Origin of the sequence: Segatella copri (genome assembly GCF_009494835.1) — a bacterium.
GTDB lineage: Bacteria > Bacteroidota > Bacteroidia > Bacteroidales > Bacteroidaceae > Prevotella > Prevotella copri_F.
Genome location: NZ_VZBE01000071.1, coordinates 111,064 through 129,252, shown reverse-complemented (window position 1 = coordinate 129,252; position 18,189 = coordinate 111,064). Strand labels below are relative to the sequence as shown.

Sequence of the window (18,189 nt, the reverse complement as noted above, 5' to 3'; positions counted from 1 at the left end):
AATAATCACTATTAAGAAAGGAAAAATGGAAAATCTTAAAGAAACGATGCGGGATGTTCTGGAGAATAACATCCTCAGCTATTGGCTGACGAAAGTGAAAGATGAAGAAAACGGTGGCTTTTACGGACGTGTAGACGGTAACGACCAGGTACATCCTGTAGCCGAGAAGGGAGCAGTGATGAATGCCCGTATCCTCTGGGCGTTTTCTGCTGCCTATCGTGTCTTGAAGAAGCCGGAGTATCTTGAGGCTGCCACCCGTGCCAAGGAGTATGTGCGCGGTTATTTCCTCGACAGGGAATATGGCGGCATCTACTGGAGTGTTGACTATCAGGGTAATCCGCTCGATACCAAGAAGCAGACTTACGCCATCGGCTTTGCCATCTATGGTTTCTCGGAGTATGCCCGTGCAACAGGTGACAAGGAGGCGTTGGATATCGCCATCTCCCTGTATCATGACATAGAGAAGCATGCCTTTGATGCCAAGAACAACGGATATATCGAGGCATTGACCCGTGAGTGGAATCCGATTGCCGACATGCGTCTCTCTGATAAGGATGAGAATGGTTCCCGTACGATGAATACCCATCTGCATATCATCGAGCCATATACCAATCTTTATCGTGTATGGAAGACTCCGGAACTGGAGAAGAGCATCCGCAATCTGCTCTATATCTTCACCGATAAGCTTCTGAACAAGGAGACTTATCATCTCGACCTCTTCTTCAATGACGAGTGGGAGGGCAAGCGCAACATCGAGAGCTATGGTCATGATATTGAGGCGTCCTGGCTGCTCCACGAAACCGCGCTGGTTTTAGACGATAAGATATTGCTGCATAAGATAGAGCGCATCATCCGTCGTATAGCCGATGCAGCAGATGAAGGCTTGCGTCCGGATGGCAGTATGGTTTATGAGCATTGGAAAGATGGAGATAAGTATGATCTCCAGCGCCAGTGGTGGGTGCAGTGCGAGAACATCATCGGACATATCGACCTCTATCAGTATTTCCGTACCGAAGAGAATCTTCTGGTTGCCATCTCCTGCTGGAATTATGTAGCTAAGCATCTGCTGGATAACAAGAACGGTGAGTGGCACTGGGCTATCCTGGAAGATGGTACGGTGAACAAGGAGGATGATAAGGCGGGTTTCTGGAAATGTCCTTACCACAACTCCCGTATGTGTCTCGAACTCATCGAACGTGACTATTAACATACAGATTCCCTGAAAGGCAGGAATAGAATACAAAAATCCAAGCAAATCATATATTTGCTTGGATTTTTTTGTTTATCCCGATTTTTTATTGTACTTTTGCAACCAATGTAGAATTGAGGGTGGTATCGCATCAAAAATTCAACATTCAACATTCAACATTAAACATTAAAAATAAATGTATATAGCAATAGCAGGAAATATCGGTAGTGGCAAGACAACACTCACCAAGATGCTTTCTAAACATTATGGATGGAAACAGTACTTGGAGCCCGTGGCTGAAAACCCCTATATCGATGACTATTACAAGGATATCTCGCGATGGGCTCTCAATATGGAGGTGTTCTATCTGAAGCAGCGATTCAAGAATCTGCTGGAAATCCAACACAGTAAAGAGACGGTTATCCAGGACCGCACCATCTTTGAGGGTGTTTATGTCTTTGCGGCCAACAACCGAAAGATGGGCAATATGGACCAGCGCGACTACGAGACTTATATGGAGCTTTTCGAGTCGATGATGGAAGTGGTGGAGATGCCTGAACTGATGATATATCTCCGTTCTTCAGTTCCTCACCTCGTGAAGAATATCCAGAAGCGCGGTCGTGATTATGAGCAGAAGATGCCTTTGGATTATCTGGAAGGTATCAACAATCTTTACGAAGATTTCATCATGAACAAGTATAAGGGCAAGGTGCTCATCGTAGAAGTTGATAATCTCGATTTCGAGCACAATCCCAAGCAGTTTGGTGAAATCGTAGATAAGATAGATGCCAAGCTCTTCGGGCTGTTCTCTTAAGCCCAATTCAACATTCAACATTTAACATTCAACATTGACATAGATGCATATAGCAATAGCAGGAAATATAGGTAGCGGCAAGACAACATTAACCAAGATGCTTGCCAAGAGATATGGCTGGAAAGCTAATTTCGAGCCGGTAGATAATAATCCATATCTGGCTGATTATTACAAGGATATGGAACGTTGGTCGTTTAATCTTCAGATTTACTTCCTGAACAAACGATTCCATGATGTTGTGGAGATTTCACGTTCAGAGCAGACCATCGTACAGGATAGAACCATCTTCGAGGATGCGCGTATCTTTGCGCCTAATCTTCATGATATCGGTATGATGAGCGACAGGGATTTCAAAAACTATACCGATCTCTTCGATCTGATGATCAGTCTGGTGAAACTTCCTGACCTGATGATATATATCAAGAGTAGCATTCCTACGCTTGTGAAGCATATCGAGAAGCGTGGCCGCGATTTCGAGAAGAGCATCCGCATCGATTACCTCCAGGGTTTGAACAAGCGTTATGAGGATTGGATCAAGGATTATAAAGGTCGCCTCATCATCATCGATGGTGATAATCTGGAGTTTGGAGAGAATCCGGAAGATTTCCGAAAGGTTACTGACCTGATAGATGCTGAGCTCTTCGGCCTGTTTGCTGAAAAGGAGGTTTAAAAGTAAAAAAGTAAAAGGGTAAAAAGGTAAAAAGAACCTTAACCCCCTTTCGCCCCCCGTTCCTAGCGATTCCATCGCTAGTCCCCCAAGTCCTTATTATAAGGTAAAAAAGTAAAAAGGGCAACCCCGCTAGGCGTCAAAGGAGGAACGCCTGGCGGGGTTGCGTTTTATGGTTGTACAGCTAAAAGGTATATGGTTGTACAGCTAAAGGGTTTATGGTTGTACAACAAAAGGGTTTATGGTTGTACAACTAAAGGGTTTATAGTTGTACAACTATAAGGGTTGTAGTTGTACGATTAAAAGGTGTTGTCACTAGGCTCGGCAGAGCTGCTGACTGCAGTCGGCAGAGCTGCTGACTAGGCTCAGTAGAGCTGCTGAGCCTAGTGGCAACCTTCGAGAAGCAGTCTCCTTCAACTCGGGAAGCAGTCTCCTAAAACTAAAAGAGACGTCTCTTTGAACCCAAAGAAACGTCTCCTTTCGCTTATTCAATCATATTCTTTCGCTTATTCAAACATCTGAATACGCTTATTCAATCATAATCTTCTGCTTATTCAAACATCTGAATACGCCAGCAGAACTATCTCCTTCCTCCGGAAGAACCGGATGCTTTATAGAACTTTCCTTTCTGGCGGGAGATGAAGATGCCGCCTTGAGCTGAGGTCTTATCTACTTGCTGGCCATTGAGATTATAGATAATCTCTTTCTCATCCTTCTTATACAGGGTAGGAGAGGCGATGAAAGTTGTGCCGGAAACAATGTCGAAGCGGATGAATTTTTGGGTAAAAATTCCTACTGTTCTGTTCCTTTTTGCTACAAAATACGCTCGTTTTAGCTGTTTCCGAACCTTTGTTAATACTGTCTGTTAACTGATGAAATCAGGCTGTTTTTTGAGTTTTTTCACTTTAGATGTAAATTAAACCATAAAAAAATGTGCTCTTTCAGAAAAAAGTGTTACCTTTGCAACCGCTTAGAAGCATTTATATAAAATAACGTTATAACAAATTTATGAACTTTACACTATTTATCACCGTTTTGCTGACGGCTGTAACCTTGGTGGTGGCTGCTTATGTCATCGCGAAGTTGATCGGTCCTCGTTCATACAATCCGGTAAAGGGTGAACCTTTTGAGTGCGGTATTCCGACTCGTGGCAGCTCATGGTTGCCATCACACATCGGCTACTACCTCTTCGCCATCCTTTTCCTGATGTTTGACATCGAGACAGTATTGCTTTACCCATGGGCAGTCGTAGTTAAGCAGTTTGGATCTATGGCTCTCGTGAGCATCGGGTTCTTCCTGTTGGTATTGGTATTTGGCCTTGCTTATGCTTGGCGGAAAGGAGCATTGGAATGGAAGTAAACAAAAGAGCCTCTATCAAGAGTATTCCTTACGACGAGTTTAAGGACAATGACACCCTCGAAAAGATTGCGCAGGAGCTCAATGAGGGTGGTGCTAACGTGGTAGTCGGTTCGCTCGATGCTGCCATTAACTGGGGACGCAGTAACTCACTCTGGTCTTTGACCTTCGGTACCTCTTGCTGTGGTATCGAGTTTATGGCTGTAGGTTGTGCGCGTTACGACTTCTCCCGTTTCGGTTTCGAGGTAACCCGTAACTCTCCACGTCAGGCTGACTTGATCATGTGTGCCGGTACTATTACCAATAAGATGGCACCTGTTTTCAAACGTTTGTACGATGAAATGGCTGAGCCTAAGTATGTGGTAGCTGTAGGTGGATGCGCCATCTCTGGTGGTCCGTTCAAGAAGAGCTACAATGTGGTTCGTGGTATCAGCGAGTTGGTTCCTGTGGATGTTTATATCCCTGGTTGTCCTCCACGCCCTGAGGCTATCCTTTATGGTATGATGCAGTTGCAGCGTAAGGTAAAGGTTGAGAAATTCTTCGGTGGTGCTAACCACAAGATGACTCAGAATGAAAAGGAACTCTCTATGAGCAAGGGTGGTCTTCGCGGCTTGAGCAACGAGAACCTCTCTGACAGCGAGAAGCTCGGACACAAGGAGCCTATCATCGTAACTGAAGTACCTGAGGATTTCGACCCTCAGAAAGGTCTAACTGATTAATATAATAAGGTATAAGAACATGAAACTGAATAATATTGAATTGAGTTTTGATAATTTCGCCTCTGAAATGGCGAAGTTGAAGAACGAGAAGCATTTCGACTACCTTATTACCATCATCGGTGAAGACTTCGGTGAGGAAGGTCTCGGATGTATCTATATTCTCGAGAATACTCAGACCAACGAGCGCTGCTCGGTAAAGACCATCGCCAAGAAGGTGGATGGCAGTGATGTGATTCCTACAGTTATTAACCTTTGGAAGGTAGCTGACCTCCTGGAGCGTGAGGTATTCGATTTCGTCGGCATCAAGTTCCTGGGTCACCCAGACATGCGCCGTCTCTTCCTCCGCACCGATTTCCAGGGCTATCCATTGCGCAAGGACTTCGATATGAGTCCTGATGCAAACAAGTTCCCTTGTACTGATGAGCCAGAGGATGACTTCACCATGGAGTATTCCTTGAGCGAAGATGGCCATCTTGTTGCTACAGAGAAGCGTCGCTTTGATGAGAACGACTATGTTGTCAACATTGGTCCTAACCACCCATCTACCCACGGTGTGCTCCGATTGCAGACCGTTATCGATGGTGAGACCGTGAAGCGCATCTATCCACACCTCGGTTATATTCACCGTGGTATCGAGAAGATGTGGGAGAACATGACCTATCCACAGACCTTGGCATTGACCGACCGTCTGAACTATCTTTCTGCGATGATGCACCGCCACGCATTGGTAGGCGTTATCGAAGAGGCTATGGGTATCGAACTCTCAGACCGCATCCGCTACATCCGCACCATTATGGATGAGTTGCAGCGTATCGACTCACACTTGTTGTACCTCGGCTGTACCGCACAGGACTTGGGTGCCTTGACTGCATTCCTTTACTGTATGCGCGACCGTGAGCACGTATTGAACGTGATGGAGGAGACAACCGGTGGTCGTCTGATCCAGAACTACTACCGTATCGGTGGTCTGCAGGCAGATATCGACCCTAACTTCGTTCAGAATGTAAAGACCCTCTGCAAGTATCTCCGTCCGATGATTCAGGAATACCTCGACGTATTCGGTGACAACGTGATTACTCACAACCGTCTCGAAGGCGTAGGTCCAATGAACTATGAGGATTGTATCAACTATGCCGTAACCGGTCCTGCCGGCAGAGCATCAGGTTGGAAGAACGATACCCGCAAGCGTCATCCATACGATATGTACGACAAGGTAGAGTGGAAGGAAATCACCCTTACCGGTTGCGATTCAATGGATCGTTACTATGTACACATCCAGGAGTTGTATCAGAGCTTGGACATCATCGAGCAGTTGATTGACAACATTCCAGAGGGTGAGTACTACATCAAGCAGAAGCCAATCATCAAGGTTCCAGAGGGACAGTGGTACTTCTCTGTAGAGGGTGCCAGCGGCGAGTTTGGTGTATATCTCGACTCAAAGGGTGACAAGAGTCCATACCGTATGAAGATGCGTCCGATGGGTCTCTCACTCACAGGAGCCTTGGATCCAATGCTCCGTGGTCAGAAGATCGCCGACCTCATCACTACAGGTGCAGCAATCGATTTCGTAATCCCTGATATTGATAGATAATTATGTTTGATTTTAGTATAGTAACAACATTCATCGACAATCTGCTTCGCCAGACCTTGGGCCTGGGCGACTTCCTGTCGATTCTGATTGAGTGCGTGCTTGTGGGTATCTGTATTTTGACAGCATACGCCCTCATCGCTATCGTACTTATCTTCATGGAGCGTAAGGTGTGTGCCTACTTCCAGTGCCGTCTCGGCCCTATGCGTGTAGGTCCTTGGGGTATCTTCCAGGTATTCGCCGACGTGCTCAAGATGTTGATCAAGGAGATCTTCGCTGTAGATAGAGCCGACAAGCTGCTCTACTACATGGCACCATTCCTCGTGATCATTGCCTCTGTAGGTACTTTCTCATTCCTTCCATGGAACAAGGGAGCTCATATTCTTGACTTCAACGTAGGTGTATTCCTCATCACAGCCGTAAGTTCTATCGGCGTGCTGGGTGTGTTCCTCGCAGGTTGGGCATCTAACAACAAGTACTCTGTGGTATCTGCCATGCGTGGTGCCGTACAGATGATTTCTTACGAGATGTCTCTCGGTCTCTGTCTGATTTCTGCAGTCGTTCTTACCGGCACCATGCAGGTAAGTGGTATCGTAGAGGCACAGACTGGTGCTTGGAACTGGTTGATTATCAAGGGTCATGTGCCAGCTATCCTGGCTTTCCTCGTATTCCTCGTAGCAGGTAATGCTGAGGCAAACCGTGGTCCTTTCGACTTGGCTGAGGCTGAGAGTGAGTTGACCGCTGGTTACCACACTGAGTATTCTGGTATGGGCTTCGGTTTCTACTACCTGGCAGAGTACCTCAACCTCTTCGTGATTTCTGGTATCGCTTCTACCGTATTCCTCGGTGGTTGGGCGCCATTGAACATCGGTATCGAGGGCTTCGACAATCTGATGAACCTCATCCCAGGTTTCATCTGGTTCTTCGGTAAGACCTTTGCTGTGGTATGGCTCCTGATGTGGGTACGTTGGACATTCCCACGTCTGCGTATCGACCAGATTCTGAAGTTGGAGTGGAAGTATCTGATGCCATTGTCACTGGTCATCCTGATCTTGATGACAGTATGCGTAGCATTCGGATTCCACGGATAATCTTTAATACACATTATTATAATAATAAGAAAGTATGTCTAACAATTCATATTTCGGCGGTATTGCAGCGGGTTTGAAGACCCTCGCTATCGGTATGAAGACTACCATGAAGGAGTACTTCACACCAAAGAGCACAGAGCAGTATCCTGAGAACCGCAAGACTACACTCCACGTATCTCCACGTTTCCGTGGTCGCCTGGTCTTCGTTCGTGATGAGAACGAGGCTTACAAGTGTGTGGGTTGTACATTGTGTGAGAAGTCATGCCCTAACGATACCATCAAGATCGTAACCGAGATGGTGGAGGACCCAGAGACAGGCAAGAAGAAGCGCAAGCTGGTAGATTACCAGTACGACTTGGGCGACTGCATGTTCTGCGAGCTCTGTGTGAACGCATGTAACTTCGGTGCAATCAAGTTTGTCAACGATTTCGAGAATGCAGTCTTCGACCGCAACAAGTTGGTGATGCACCTTGACAAGGAGGTTTATAAGGGCGGTAGCCTTCCAAACCTCATCGATGGTGGTGCCCCATTGGAAATCGGTAAGTTTAACACCAAGACTAAGTAAGGAGGACTTTAGACAATGATAACAGCAAATTTATTTATGTTCGTCATCTTGGCAGTAGTCATCCTTGGCTCAGCCATCATGTGCGTGTTCACCAAGCGCATCATGCGTGCGGCAACCTTCCTGTTGTTCGTACTCTTCGGTGTAGCAGGCATGTTCTTCCTGCTCGACTATACTTATCTGGGTGCAGCTCAGATTTCTGTATATGCCGGTGGTATCACTATGCTTTATGTCTTCGCTATCCAGTTGGTATCAAAGCGTACTCTCCAGGGTCTTTTGGAGCATGTCAAGGGTAGCAAGATTGTAGGTCGCGCACTCGTCTGCCTCGTTGGTTTCGTAACCTTGGCAGTCATCGTGTTGAAGAATCACTTTATTGATATGGCTGCAACCGTAGCCGACACCGAGGTGCCAATGGATCAGGTAGGTTCTGCACTGGTAGGTGCTGACAAGTATGGCTATGTATTGCCATTCGAGTTTATCTCTGTATTCCTGTTGGCATGTATCATCGGTGGTATCTTAATCGCAAGAAAGGAGGATAAGAAATGATTCCAGTACAATATTTCTTCGTGCTCTCAGCACTCTTGTTCTTCATCGGAGTCTATGGCTTCTGTACACGCCGTAACCTCGTTGCCATGCTCATCTCCATCGAGCTTGTATTGAATGCAGCCGACCTGAACTTCGCTGTGTTCAACCGCATCCTCTTCCCAGGACAGTTGGAAGGTTTCTTCTTCACATTGTTCTCTATCGGAGTAGCAGCAGCCGAGACAGCCGTAGCGCTCGCTATTATTATCAACGTTTACCGCAACTATCACAGTGACCAGGTGAACAGTATTGAAAACATGAAATTCTAAAAGACAATGGAATACAATTATGCATTTTTGATACTTCTTCTGCCATTCCTGAGCTTCCTGGTTCTGGGACTTGTGGGTATGAAGATGAAAAGACCGGTAGCAGCACTCATCGGTACCGTATTGATGGGCTGTGTATTCGCGATGTCTGTCTATACAGCATACGAGTACTTCTTTGCAGTGGGTCGCGATGCCTCAACAGGTATGTACCCAACTGTTACCGTATTTAATTTCACATGGTTGAAGTTTACTGAGTTGCTCACCTTCAACATCGGTTTCCGTCTGAGCCCAATCTCCGTATTGATGCTCATCGTGATTACCACCGTCAGCTTCATGGTTCACATCTACAGCTTCGGCTATATGGCAGAGCGTGATGAGAACTACAAGGTTGAGGAATACGAGAAGGGTATGCAGCGTTTCTACGCTTACCTGAGTCTCTTCACCATGTCAATGTTGGGCTTGGTAGTAGCTACCAACATCTTCCAGATGTATCTGTTCTGGGAGTTGGTGGGTGTTTGCTCATACCTGCTCATCGGTTTCTACTATCCAAAGCATGCTGCAGTTCATGCCAGCAAGAAGGCGTTCATCGTAACCCGTTTCGCTGACCTCTTCTTCCTCATCGGTATCCTGTTCTACAGCTTCTATGTAGGAACCTTCAACTATGACTTGAATGCTCAGCCAGAGCTCAACTCTGCTTTGGCAGGTGCTGCTTGGGTAATGCCAACAGCGTTGTTCCTCATGTTCATCGGTGGTGCCGGTAAGAGTGCGATGTTCCCATTGCACATCTGGTTGCCAGATGCTATGGAGGGTCCAACTCCTGTTTCTGCGTTGATTCATGCCGCTACTATGGTTGTAGCCGGTGTATATCAGGTAGCCAGCCTCTTCCCAATCTGGGTACAGTATGCTCCTGAGACATTGCACTATGTAGCTTACATTGCAGCCTTCACCGCATTCTATGCAGCAGCCGTAGCTTGCTGCCAGCGTGATATCAAGCGTGGTCTGGCTTTCTCTACTATCTCTCAGATTGCCTACATGCTCGTAGCTCTCGGCGTTTGCTTCGCAGTAGATAACCACCATGGTGGTTTGGGTTATATGGCTGGTATCTTCCACCTGTTTACCCACGCTATGTTCAAGGCGTTGCTCTTCCTCTGCTCTGGTGCCATCATCGTCATCATCGGCAGCAACTTCAAGGATTACATGGGCGGTTTGCACAAGTACATGCCTATTACCAACATCTGCTTCCTCATCGGTTGCTTGGCGATTGCAGGTATTCCTCCATTCGCAGGTTTCTGGTCAAAGGATGAGATTATCTCAGCTTGCTTCCAGTTCTCTCCATTCATGGGCTGGTTCATGACAGTGGTTGCCGGTATGACAGCATTCTACATGTTCCGTCTCTACTACGTCATCTTCTGGGGACAGAGCTACTATGAGCTTGATCCTGAGAACCGTCGCAAGCCACAGGAGGTTCCTTTCGTGATGTGGGGTCCATTGGTATTCCTCGCCATCATCTCTTGCCTCTGCGGTTTGATTCCATTCGGTCACTTCGTATCTGCAACAGGTCAGAGCTACGATATCCATATCGACATGAGTGTGGCAACAACCTCTGTTATCGTTGCTATCATCGGTATCGGTCTGGCTACTTACATGTATGCTCCTAAGAAGACTCCATTGGCAGACACTTTGGCTAAGAAGATGCCTAAGTTGCACAAGGCAGCCTTGAACCGTTTCTATATCGACGATGCTTGGCAGTTCTTCACCCACAAGATTGTCTTCGGTTGCTTCTCAAAGCCAATCGCATGGTTCGACCGTCGCGTTATCGATGGTACCTTCAACTTCATGGCTTGGGGTACACAGGAGGCAGGTGAAACCATCCGCCCATGGCAGAGTGGTGATGTTCGCAGCTATGCTATCTGGTTCCTCACCGGTACCGTAGCATTGACATTGTGCCTGCTCGCACTTCTTTAATGAAAGTCTCACAATTAAGTAAATAGAAAAGAAATGAATTTAAGTATATTCGTCATAGTACCACTCCTGATGTTGCTCGGCCTCTGGTTGGCACGCAACGACAAGCAGGTTCGTGGTGTGATGGTAGCAGGTGCCAGCGTATTGCTCGGTCTCTCCATCTATTTGGTGTTTGCATTTCTCGAAGCTCGTGAGACAATGCCAGCCGACCAAGCTCCGATGCTCTTCACCTACTGTGTGCCTTGGTTTGAACCATTGCACATCAACTATTCACTCGGTGTGGATGGTATCTCAGTGGTGATGCTTCTCCTGACTTCTATCATCGTGTTCACCGGTACATTTGCTTCCTGGCAGATGGAGCCAATGAAGAAGGAATACTTCCTCTGGTTCACACTCCTGAGCATCGGTGTATATGGCTTCTTCATCTCTATCGACATGTTCACTATGTTCATGTTCTATGAGGTTGCGCTGATTCCTATGTACCTCCTCATCGGTGTATGGGGTAGTGGTGCGAAGGAGTATTCAGCCATGAAGTTGACTTTGATGTTGATGGGTGGTTCAGCCCTTTTGGTTATCGGTATCCTGGGTATCTACTTCTACAGTGGTGCTCAGACCTTCGAAATCCTCGATATCGCTCACCATACTAATGGTGCTCATGCGATTCCAGAGAGCGTGCAGAACGTGTTCTTCCCATTGCTCTTCATCGGTTTCGGTATCCTTGGTGCGCTGTTCCCATTCCATACATGGTCTCCTGATGGTCATGCCAGTGCGCCAACAGCCGTATCTATGTTGCACGCCGGTGTATTGATGAAGCTTGGTGGTTACGGTTGCTTCCGTATCGCCATGTTCCTTTTGCCAGCTGCTACTCACGGATTCTGGATCAAGGTGTTCCTCGTACTGACTACCATCTCTATCGTGTATGGTGCTTTGTCAGCATGTGTACAGACCGACTTGAAGTACATCAACGCTTACTCATCAGTATCTCACTGTGGTATGGTGCTCTTCGCTCTCTGTATGATGACCGAGACAGCCGCTACTGGTGCAATCCTCCAGATGTTGTCTCACGGTTTGATGACCGCCCTCTTCTTCGCCGTTATCGGTATGATTTATCATCAGGCTGGTACACGTGACGTACGTTATCTGGGTGGTTTGATGAAGATTATTCCATTCCTCTCTGTAGGTTATGCAGTAGCTGGTTTGGCTAACCTCGGTTTGCCAGGTTTCTCAGGTTTCGTAGCCGAGATGACCATCTTTGTAGGTGCCTTCCAGAATGCAGATATGTTCCATCGTGTATGTACCATCATCGCATGTACCTCTATCGTAGTAACAGCGGTTTACATCCTGCGTTGTGTTGGTAAGATCCTTTATCAGAAGGTTCCTAGTCCTAAGTTGGAGAAACTTCACGATGCTACCTGGGACGAGCGTATCGCTGTAGCAGGTCTTATCGCCTGCGTTGCAGGTCTCGGTATGTTCCCACTCTGGGCAGAGAAGATTATCATGGACGCTGTCGGTCCTATCTTTAGTGTAATCATGTAATAAATATCAGAAGAAATGAATTACAGTCAATTTTTAAATATGATTCCAGAAGCTACCCTGATGGTAGTTCTGTTGATCACTTTCATTGCTGACTTCTGCAGTTCCAAGAGCGCAGACCGTAAGTGGTTCAATCCTCTGGTATGTCTCTTGATGGTGGCTCATATTGCCATCAATATCTTCCCAACAGAAGCCACAGAGGCATTTGGCGGCATGTACACAACAGGTCCTGCTGCCGGTGTCTTGAAGACTATCCTGGCGCTGGGTACCCTCATCGTGATGGTACAGGCTAAGGAGTGGTTGAGCCGCAAAGACACAGCCTTCAAGGAGGGTGAGTTCTATATGCTGATTATCTCTACCTTGCTCGGTATGAACATGATGGTTAGTGCCAACCACTTCCTCCTGTTCTTCCTCGGTCTCGAAATGGCATCTGTGCCAATGGCTTGCTTGGTAGCATTCGATAAGTACCGTCACAATTCTGCTGAGGCAGGTGCTAAGTTCATCCTTACCGCTACTTTCTCAAGTGGCGTGATGATCTACGGTATCTCTCTGCTCTATGCAGCTTGTGGTACTTTGTACTTCGATGATGTAGCAAAGGTTATCTCAGCATCACCATTGACCATCGCCGGTATGGTATTCTTCTTCAGTGGTCTCGGTTTCAAGATTTCCTTGGTTCCTTTCCACTTCTGGACAGCCGATTCATATCAGGGTGCACCAACTACAGTTACAGGTTATCTGTCAGTAGTATCTAAGGGTGCTGCAGCGTTTACTCTCTGCGCTATCCTCATGAAGGTGTTCCAGCCAATGGTAGAGTACTGGACCGTATTGCTTTACATCGTGATTGTACTTTCTATCACTATCGCCAACCTGTTTGCCATCCGTCAGAGCGACCTGAAGCGTTTCATGGCATTCTCTTCTATCTCTCAGGCAGGTTACATCATGTTGGCAGTGGTAGGTAACTCAGCGATGAGCGTGAGCGCCCTGACTTACTATGTATTGATTTACGTAGTAGCCAACCTGAGTGTCTTCACCATCATCTCATCTATTGAGGAGCACAACAACGGTACTGTTCAGATGGACAGCTACAATGGTTTGTACAAGACCAACCCACGTCTGGCATTCCTGATGACCTTGGCATTGTTCTCATTGGGTGGTATTCCTCCATTCGCCGGTATGTTCTCGAAGTTCTTCGTGTTCATGGCAGCAGTTGGTACACACGACATCCACACCACATTGGGAGCCTGGGCATACGGCGTAGTATTCATCGCATTGGTAAACACAGTTATCAGCTTGTACTACTACCTGCTCATCGTGAAGGCTATGTTCATCAAGCACAGCGATAATCCGCTTCCTACTTTCCAGAGCGCATGCTCAACCAAGTTGGCGCTTGCAATCTGCACCGTAGGTATCGTAGCATTCGGTATTTGCTCATTCGTCTTCGACTGGATTTCAGTTGCAGTGAATGCGTAAATCATCAATAATTTATAAAAATCCCAGCAATCGGTAAAAGATTGCTGGGATTTTTTTTGGTATTGTCTGAATTTTGCAGTAATTTTGCACCCCGAAAGAGGCATGGTGCCTCAAGTAATCAATAATAAATATTAATTAATCAATATAAAAAGGATGGATAAGTTACCAATGAATGATGTTCCGATGCTCGTAAGCGCCATCAACTTCCTGCTTCGTGACCACGAGTTTGAAACACTCGATGAGATTTGTAATCACTTCAATGTGAACCGTGCGGCATTAGAAGCCCAAATGGCTACCCAAGGATTTGAGTGGTCAGAGCAGCAGAAGAAATTCTGGTAAAACCCACACGCCCAGAAATGTATAGTCAGCACGCCCTATAAGGGCAGAAGCTCCTAGCCCAGGGCAACACCCTGGGTAAATATAATTGCATTTAAAAACGCCCTGTAAGGGCAAAAGCTTTTTAAAAAAATATAAATTGTAAATTATTAATTAATTATGACTCCTCCTCGACCCTTGTGGAAGTCTGTACAAGACTATGTTTTGATTGCGATAGGTATGATATCCTACGCTATTGGATGGAACGTGTTCCTCTTGCCAACCAATGTAACAGCAAGCGGACTTCCTGGTATCTCCAGTATTATCTATTGGGCAACGGGTTGCCCTGTGCAAATTCCGTATTTTATCGTCAACGCCACCTTATTAATATGTGCGTTCAAGATTTTGGGAGCAAAGTTCTGTGTCAAGACTGTTTATGCCGTTATAGTAGTAACCATCCTGACCTCTTTCTTCTCAAGCCGTTTAGGTGATTTTCATCTTTTGGAAAACCAACCTTTATGGGCTGCTTTCCTGGGTGCCGTTTTCTGTGGCTGCGGAATCGGACTCGGTTTCTCGGTTGGTGGAAGTACGGGTGGTACGGATATCATCGCAGCCATCGTCAACAAGTATCGCGACATTTCTCTAGGTAGAGTGATTATGATATGCGACATCTTCATCATCAGTTCCAGCTATCTGGTGGTACACGATTGGGAGAAGGTGTTATATGGTTATGTAGTTCTTTGCGTTCAGGCATTCTGCATCGACCAGGTAGTAAACAGCAGAAGACGAAGCGTACAGTTCTTTATCATTTCACAGAAGTATGAGGAGATAGGCAAGCGCATCAATGTAGATGCTGATAGGGGAGTAACGGTGGTGAATGCCAGCGGTTTTTATTCCGGTCAGGATGTGAAGATGCTTTTCGTGTTAGCCAAGCAGCGTCAGGCACCTGCTATCTTCCGTCTTATCAGCGAGATTGATCCCCATGCCTTTGTCAGTCAGAGTGCCGTTATCGGTGTGTATGGTGAAGGTTTTGACAAGATTAAATATAAAAGCAAAAAAGAGCACGGAGTTTAATATTCCGTGCTTTTTTGTGTTATAACAAACGAGTCTCGAAAAAATCACCATAGCCAGCAAATCAATTCAACTATTAGGAGGTTATATAGGGTTCATATTGCAAAAATACCAATAATTTTTAGCAATACAAAGAAAAGACAGACAGATTCTTTGGCATATTCAGATAAATTTCTTATTTTTGCAAAGGTAAAATATTAAAAGGAGCAATCATGAATCAGAATATGAAACGTTTGCCTTACGGCGTCAATGACTTTGAGGCTGTTATAGAGCAAAATCAATATTATGTGGATAAGACGATGTATTTGCCTTTGTTGGAAAACCAACCTAGTAACATCTTCTTCATTCGTCCACGCCGGTTTGGTAAGAGCATATTCCTGAGTATGCTCCATGCTTACTATGACTGTAGCAAAAAAGAGAAATTCCAAACTCTTTTTGGTGATTTATGGGTAGGTAAGCATCCTACTCCTTTACAGGGGAAGTATCAGATTCTTCACCTTGATTTCTCGTATGTGGGTGGTGGTATCGAAAAGTTGGAGGAAAACTTCAATATGTATCTTCGTGTTAAATTAGACGGCTTCATGCGAGTTTACCAAGAGTTTTATCTGGCAGATTTTAAGGAGAGGTTCTTTAAGTCGGATTCAGGTACGGAGAAACTGGCTTTGCTTCAGGATGAGACTGCAGCCAAGGGCATTCCTCTCTATCTGATCATCGATGAATATGACAATTTCACCAATACCGTGCTCAATGAGCAGGGTGAGAATGTATATTGGGCAATCACCCATGCCGATGGCTTCTACCGTGATGTCTTCAAGAAGTTCAAGGGTATGTTTGAACGTATTTTCATCACAGGTGTCAGTCCTGTTACCTTGGACGATGTGACGAGTGGGTTCAATATTGGCTGGCATATCTCCACCAAGCCAGAGTTCAATCAGATGTTGGGCTTCTCTATGGAGGAAGTACGCAAGATGTTTGCTTATTACAAGGAAGTGGGAGGTATTCCTGCAGCAAGCGATATTGAGGCGATGATAGACGAGATGAAACCTTGGTATGATAACTATTGTTTTTCTGAGGATGCTCTGCATACTCAGAGTAAGGTGTTCAATAGTGATATGGTCATCTATTATCTCCGAAATTATATAGATAGGGGGGAAGCTCCAAAGCAGATGATAGATCCAAACACGATGACTGACTACAACAAGATGAAGAAACTTCTTCAGTTGGATAAGTTGGATGGCGATCGCAAAGGTGTTATCCGCACGATAGCTGAGACGGGGCAGATTGTGACAACCCTGGAAGAGACATTTCCTGCCAGTAGGTTGACTAATCCTCAAACATTCACCAGTCTGTTGTTCTATTATGGTATGCTTACCATAAAGGGTACTTTTGGTGATATGATGATATTGGGTATTCCAAACAATAATGTTCGTAAACAATACTATGGCTATTTGTTGGAGCAATATCAGGAGGAAAAGTTTGTTGACTTGAACCAGATGAAAATTCTGTTTACTTACATGGCACTTGAGGGTAAGTGGCGTGAAGGATTACAGTTTATGGCAGATGCCTATTCCAAGGTATCGTCAGTTCGTGACGGCATAGAATCGGAGCGCAATCTTCAAGGTTTCTTCATGGCATATCTGAATTTGAACAATTACTATTATACCGCACCGGAGCTAGAGTTGAACCATGGCTATTGTGATTTTTTCCTTTTGCCAAATCTTACTCATTATGCTACGAAGCATAGTTATATCCTGGAGCTGAAGGTGTTGTCGAAGAAAGATTACGAGTCAAAGCCAGAGGATGGCAAACTTTCTAAGGCAGAAGCACAATGGCAAGAGGCTGAGGAACAAATCAAGCGATATGCCGCAGCTCCAAGGGTCGAGGCGCTGCGCCAGGGTACAACGCTCCATAAAATCATCATGCAGTTTGTAGCAGGTAAGTTGGTGAGGATGGAGGAAGTGGTATGTTGAGAGATGTAGAATAAATTTAGTGCTCAATGAGCACGGAGTTTAATATTCCGTGCTTTTTTGTGCATCAGGAAAAGTCAAGAGGGTGAATCATAAACTTATGACACACCCTCACTTTACCAAAAGAGCAAGTCTGGGTTCGGTAAGTCCAGTGGAAGGGTAGCAACTCAAGTAGTTCTGTCGAGCAACTCAAGTAGTTCTGTCGAGCAACTCAAGTAGTTCAGTCGAGCAACTCAAGTAGTTCAGTAAGACAATTCAAGTATTTCAGTAAGCGAGTTCAGACGTCTCAGTTAGCTAATGCAGACGTCTCGATAAGCTTACAGATACGTCTCCGTTAGCTTACGCAGTAATATCTGTAACCCGATGCAGCCATATTCGTAACCCGATGCAGTCATATTCGTAACCCGATGCAGTCATATCCGTAACCCAGCGCAGCCTTCATATGAACTAATTTTATGTAATCATCTATCATCCATCACGATTTGTATGTGTTGTATATCTTAATATATTAATATACAGACACTTGAATAGCGTGATAGATACTTCAAAAACGGAAATATCCCTCACGCTATCCATCACGATTTGGGGTTATCCCTCACGATTTTCTCACTATACTCTACCAGATACTGTTTCTTTGCAGCCGTGTTGCTAAAATAAAATTTATCTGCATTTTATTAGGATAAAGATGCTTTAGTTTCAAAAATAATCCGTATCTTTGCAGTCGTATTCTTCCCGATAGTAGTTCTTGAATGCTTAATCTGGTAGAATGAAATTTAGAAAGAGCGGACATTTGGGATGCTCATAATTTAATAATGGAGGATTGGATATGAATAAATTAACAAGAGAAGAGGCGCTTAGACGTTGGAAATCTGCCAAGGCCACAAAGAAAGCCATGGTTGACAAGATGCAGAAGATGCTTTATGAAGACTACAAATTACGTACAGGCGAGGAGCCTGTGAGATTTAATGTCTTGTAATGAAAGAATTAGTTTAGATAGAATAAATGCCAATTCTCCCTATATGAAAGGGTAGCAGTCC

General features: G+C 45.4%; 17 protein-coding genes. All 17 read left to right on the top strand.

The window, feature by feature from the left end:
- Positions 1-25 precede the first annotated feature (25 nt).
- The 17 genes from F7D47_RS10450 to F7D47_RS10370 all read left to right on the top strand — a co-directional run bounded on the left by F7D47_RS10450 (position 26) and on the right by F7D47_RS10370 (position 18,128).
- On the top strand, positions 26-1,207 hold the full coding sequence (locus F7D47_RS10450; RefSeq protein ID WP_194252569.1) for an AGE family epimerase/isomerase: 1,182 nt from the start codon (positions 26-28) through the stop codon (positions 1,205-1,207).
- 178 nt (positions 1,208-1,385) lie between these two features.
- On the top strand, positions 1,386-2,003 hold the full coding sequence (locus F7D47_RS10445) for a deoxynucleoside kinase (protein WP_022121469.1): 618 nt from the start codon (positions 1,386-1,388) through the stop codon (positions 2,001-2,003).
- A 43-nt stretch (positions 2,004-2,046) separates the two neighbouring features.
- Complete coding sequence (locus F7D47_RS10440) at positions 2,047-2,673, top strand: deoxynucleoside kinase (protein WP_117587062.1); 627 nt, start codon at positions 2,047-2,049, stop codon at positions 2,671-2,673.
- A gap of 1,005 nt (positions 2,674-3,678) precedes the next feature.
- Positions 3,679-4,029, top strand: a complete 351-nt coding sequence (locus F7D47_RS10435; protein WP_022120133.1) for an NADH-quinone oxidoreductase subunit A — start codon at positions 3,679-3,681, stop codon at positions 4,027-4,029.
- Positions 4,020-4,745 (top strand): NADH-quinone oxidoreductase subunit B, encoded by a 726-nt coding sequence (locus F7D47_RS10430; RefSeq protein WP_119236368.1) that lies wholly within the window; start codon positions 4,020-4,022, stop codon positions 4,743-4,745. Before F7D47_RS10435 ends, F7D47_RS10430 begins: the two co-directional genes overlap by 10 nt.
- A 19-nt stretch (positions 4,746-4,764) precedes the next feature.
- On the top strand, positions 4,765-6,336 hold the full coding sequence (locus F7D47_RS10425) for an NADH-quinone oxidoreductase subunit C (protein ID WP_153085804.1): 1,572 nt from the start codon (positions 4,765-4,767) through the stop codon (positions 6,334-6,336).
- 2 nt (positions 6,337-6,338) lie between these two features.
- Positions 6,339-7,424 (top strand): NADH-quinone oxidoreductase subunit NuoH, encoded by a 1,086-nt coding sequence (gene nuoH / locus F7D47_RS10420; RefSeq protein WP_006846359.1) that lies wholly within the window; start codon positions 6,339-6,341, stop codon positions 7,422-7,424.
- Positions 7,425-7,458: 34 nt separating this feature from the next.
- Complete coding sequence (locus tag F7D47_RS10415; protein ID WP_006846358.1) at positions 7,459-7,989, top strand: NuoI/complex I 23 kDa subunit family protein; 531 nt, start codon at positions 7,459-7,461, stop codon at positions 7,987-7,989.
- Positions 7,990-8,004: 15 nt separating this feature from the next.
- Positions 8,005-8,532 (top strand): NADH-quinone oxidoreductase subunit J family protein, encoded by a 528-nt coding sequence (locus F7D47_RS10410; protein WP_118085634.1) that lies wholly within the window; start codon positions 8,005-8,007, stop codon positions 8,530-8,532.
- The gene (nuoK, locus tag F7D47_RS10405) at positions 8,529-8,837 is read left to right on the top strand and encodes an NADH-quinone oxidoreductase subunit NuoK (protein ID WP_006846356.1); all 309 of its coding nucleotides are present in this window, start codon (positions 8,529-8,531) and stop codon (positions 8,835-8,837) included. Before F7D47_RS10410 ends, nuoK begins: the two co-directional genes overlap by 4 nt.
- A gap of 6 nt (positions 8,838-8,843) precedes the next feature.
- Positions 8,844-10,799 carry an NADH-quinone oxidoreductase subunit L gene (nuoL, locus tag F7D47_RS10400; RefSeq protein ID WP_022120138.1) on the top strand — a complete coding sequence of 652 codons (1,956 nt, stop codon included), beginning with the start codon at positions 8,844-8,846 and terminating at the stop codon, positions 10,797-10,799.
- A 33-nt stretch (positions 10,800-10,832) separates the two neighbouring features.
- Positions 10,833-12,332, top strand: a complete 1,500-nt coding sequence (locus F7D47_RS10395; RefSeq protein WP_153083865.1) for a complex I subunit 4 family protein — start codon at positions 10,833-10,835, stop codon at positions 12,330-12,332.
- Positions 12,333-12,347: 15 nt separating this feature from the next.
- On the top strand, positions 12,348-13,799 hold the full coding sequence (locus F7D47_RS10390; protein ID WP_118081960.1) for an NADH-quinone oxidoreductase subunit N: 1,452 nt from the start codon (positions 12,348-12,350) through the stop codon (positions 13,797-13,799).
- A gap of 153 nt (positions 13,800-13,952) precedes the next feature.
- Positions 13,953-14,138 carry a DUF4250 domain-containing protein gene (locus F7D47_RS10385; protein WP_006847041.1) on the top strand — a complete coding sequence of 62 codons (186 nt, stop codon included), beginning with the start codon at positions 13,953-13,955 and terminating at the stop codon, positions 14,136-14,138.
- A gap of 156 nt (positions 14,139-14,294) precedes the next feature.
- Positions 14,295-15,188: a YitT family protein gene (locus tag F7D47_RS10380; protein WP_006847040.1), complete on the top strand. Its 894-nt coding sequence runs from the start codon at positions 14,295-14,297 to the stop codon at positions 15,186-15,188.
- Between the two features lie 209 nt (positions 15,189-15,397).
- Positions 15,398-17,155: an ATP-binding protein gene (locus F7D47_RS10375; protein WP_153085802.1), complete on the top strand. Its 1,758-nt coding sequence runs from the start codon at positions 15,398-15,400 to the stop codon at positions 17,153-17,155.
- Between the two features lie 823 nt (positions 17,156-17,978).
- Entirely contained in the window at positions 17,979-18,128 is a 150-nt protein-coding gene (locus tag F7D47_RS10370) for a hypothetical protein (protein ID WP_006847038.1), read from the top strand.
- The last annotated feature ends 61 nt before the right edge of the window (positions 18,129-18,189 follow it).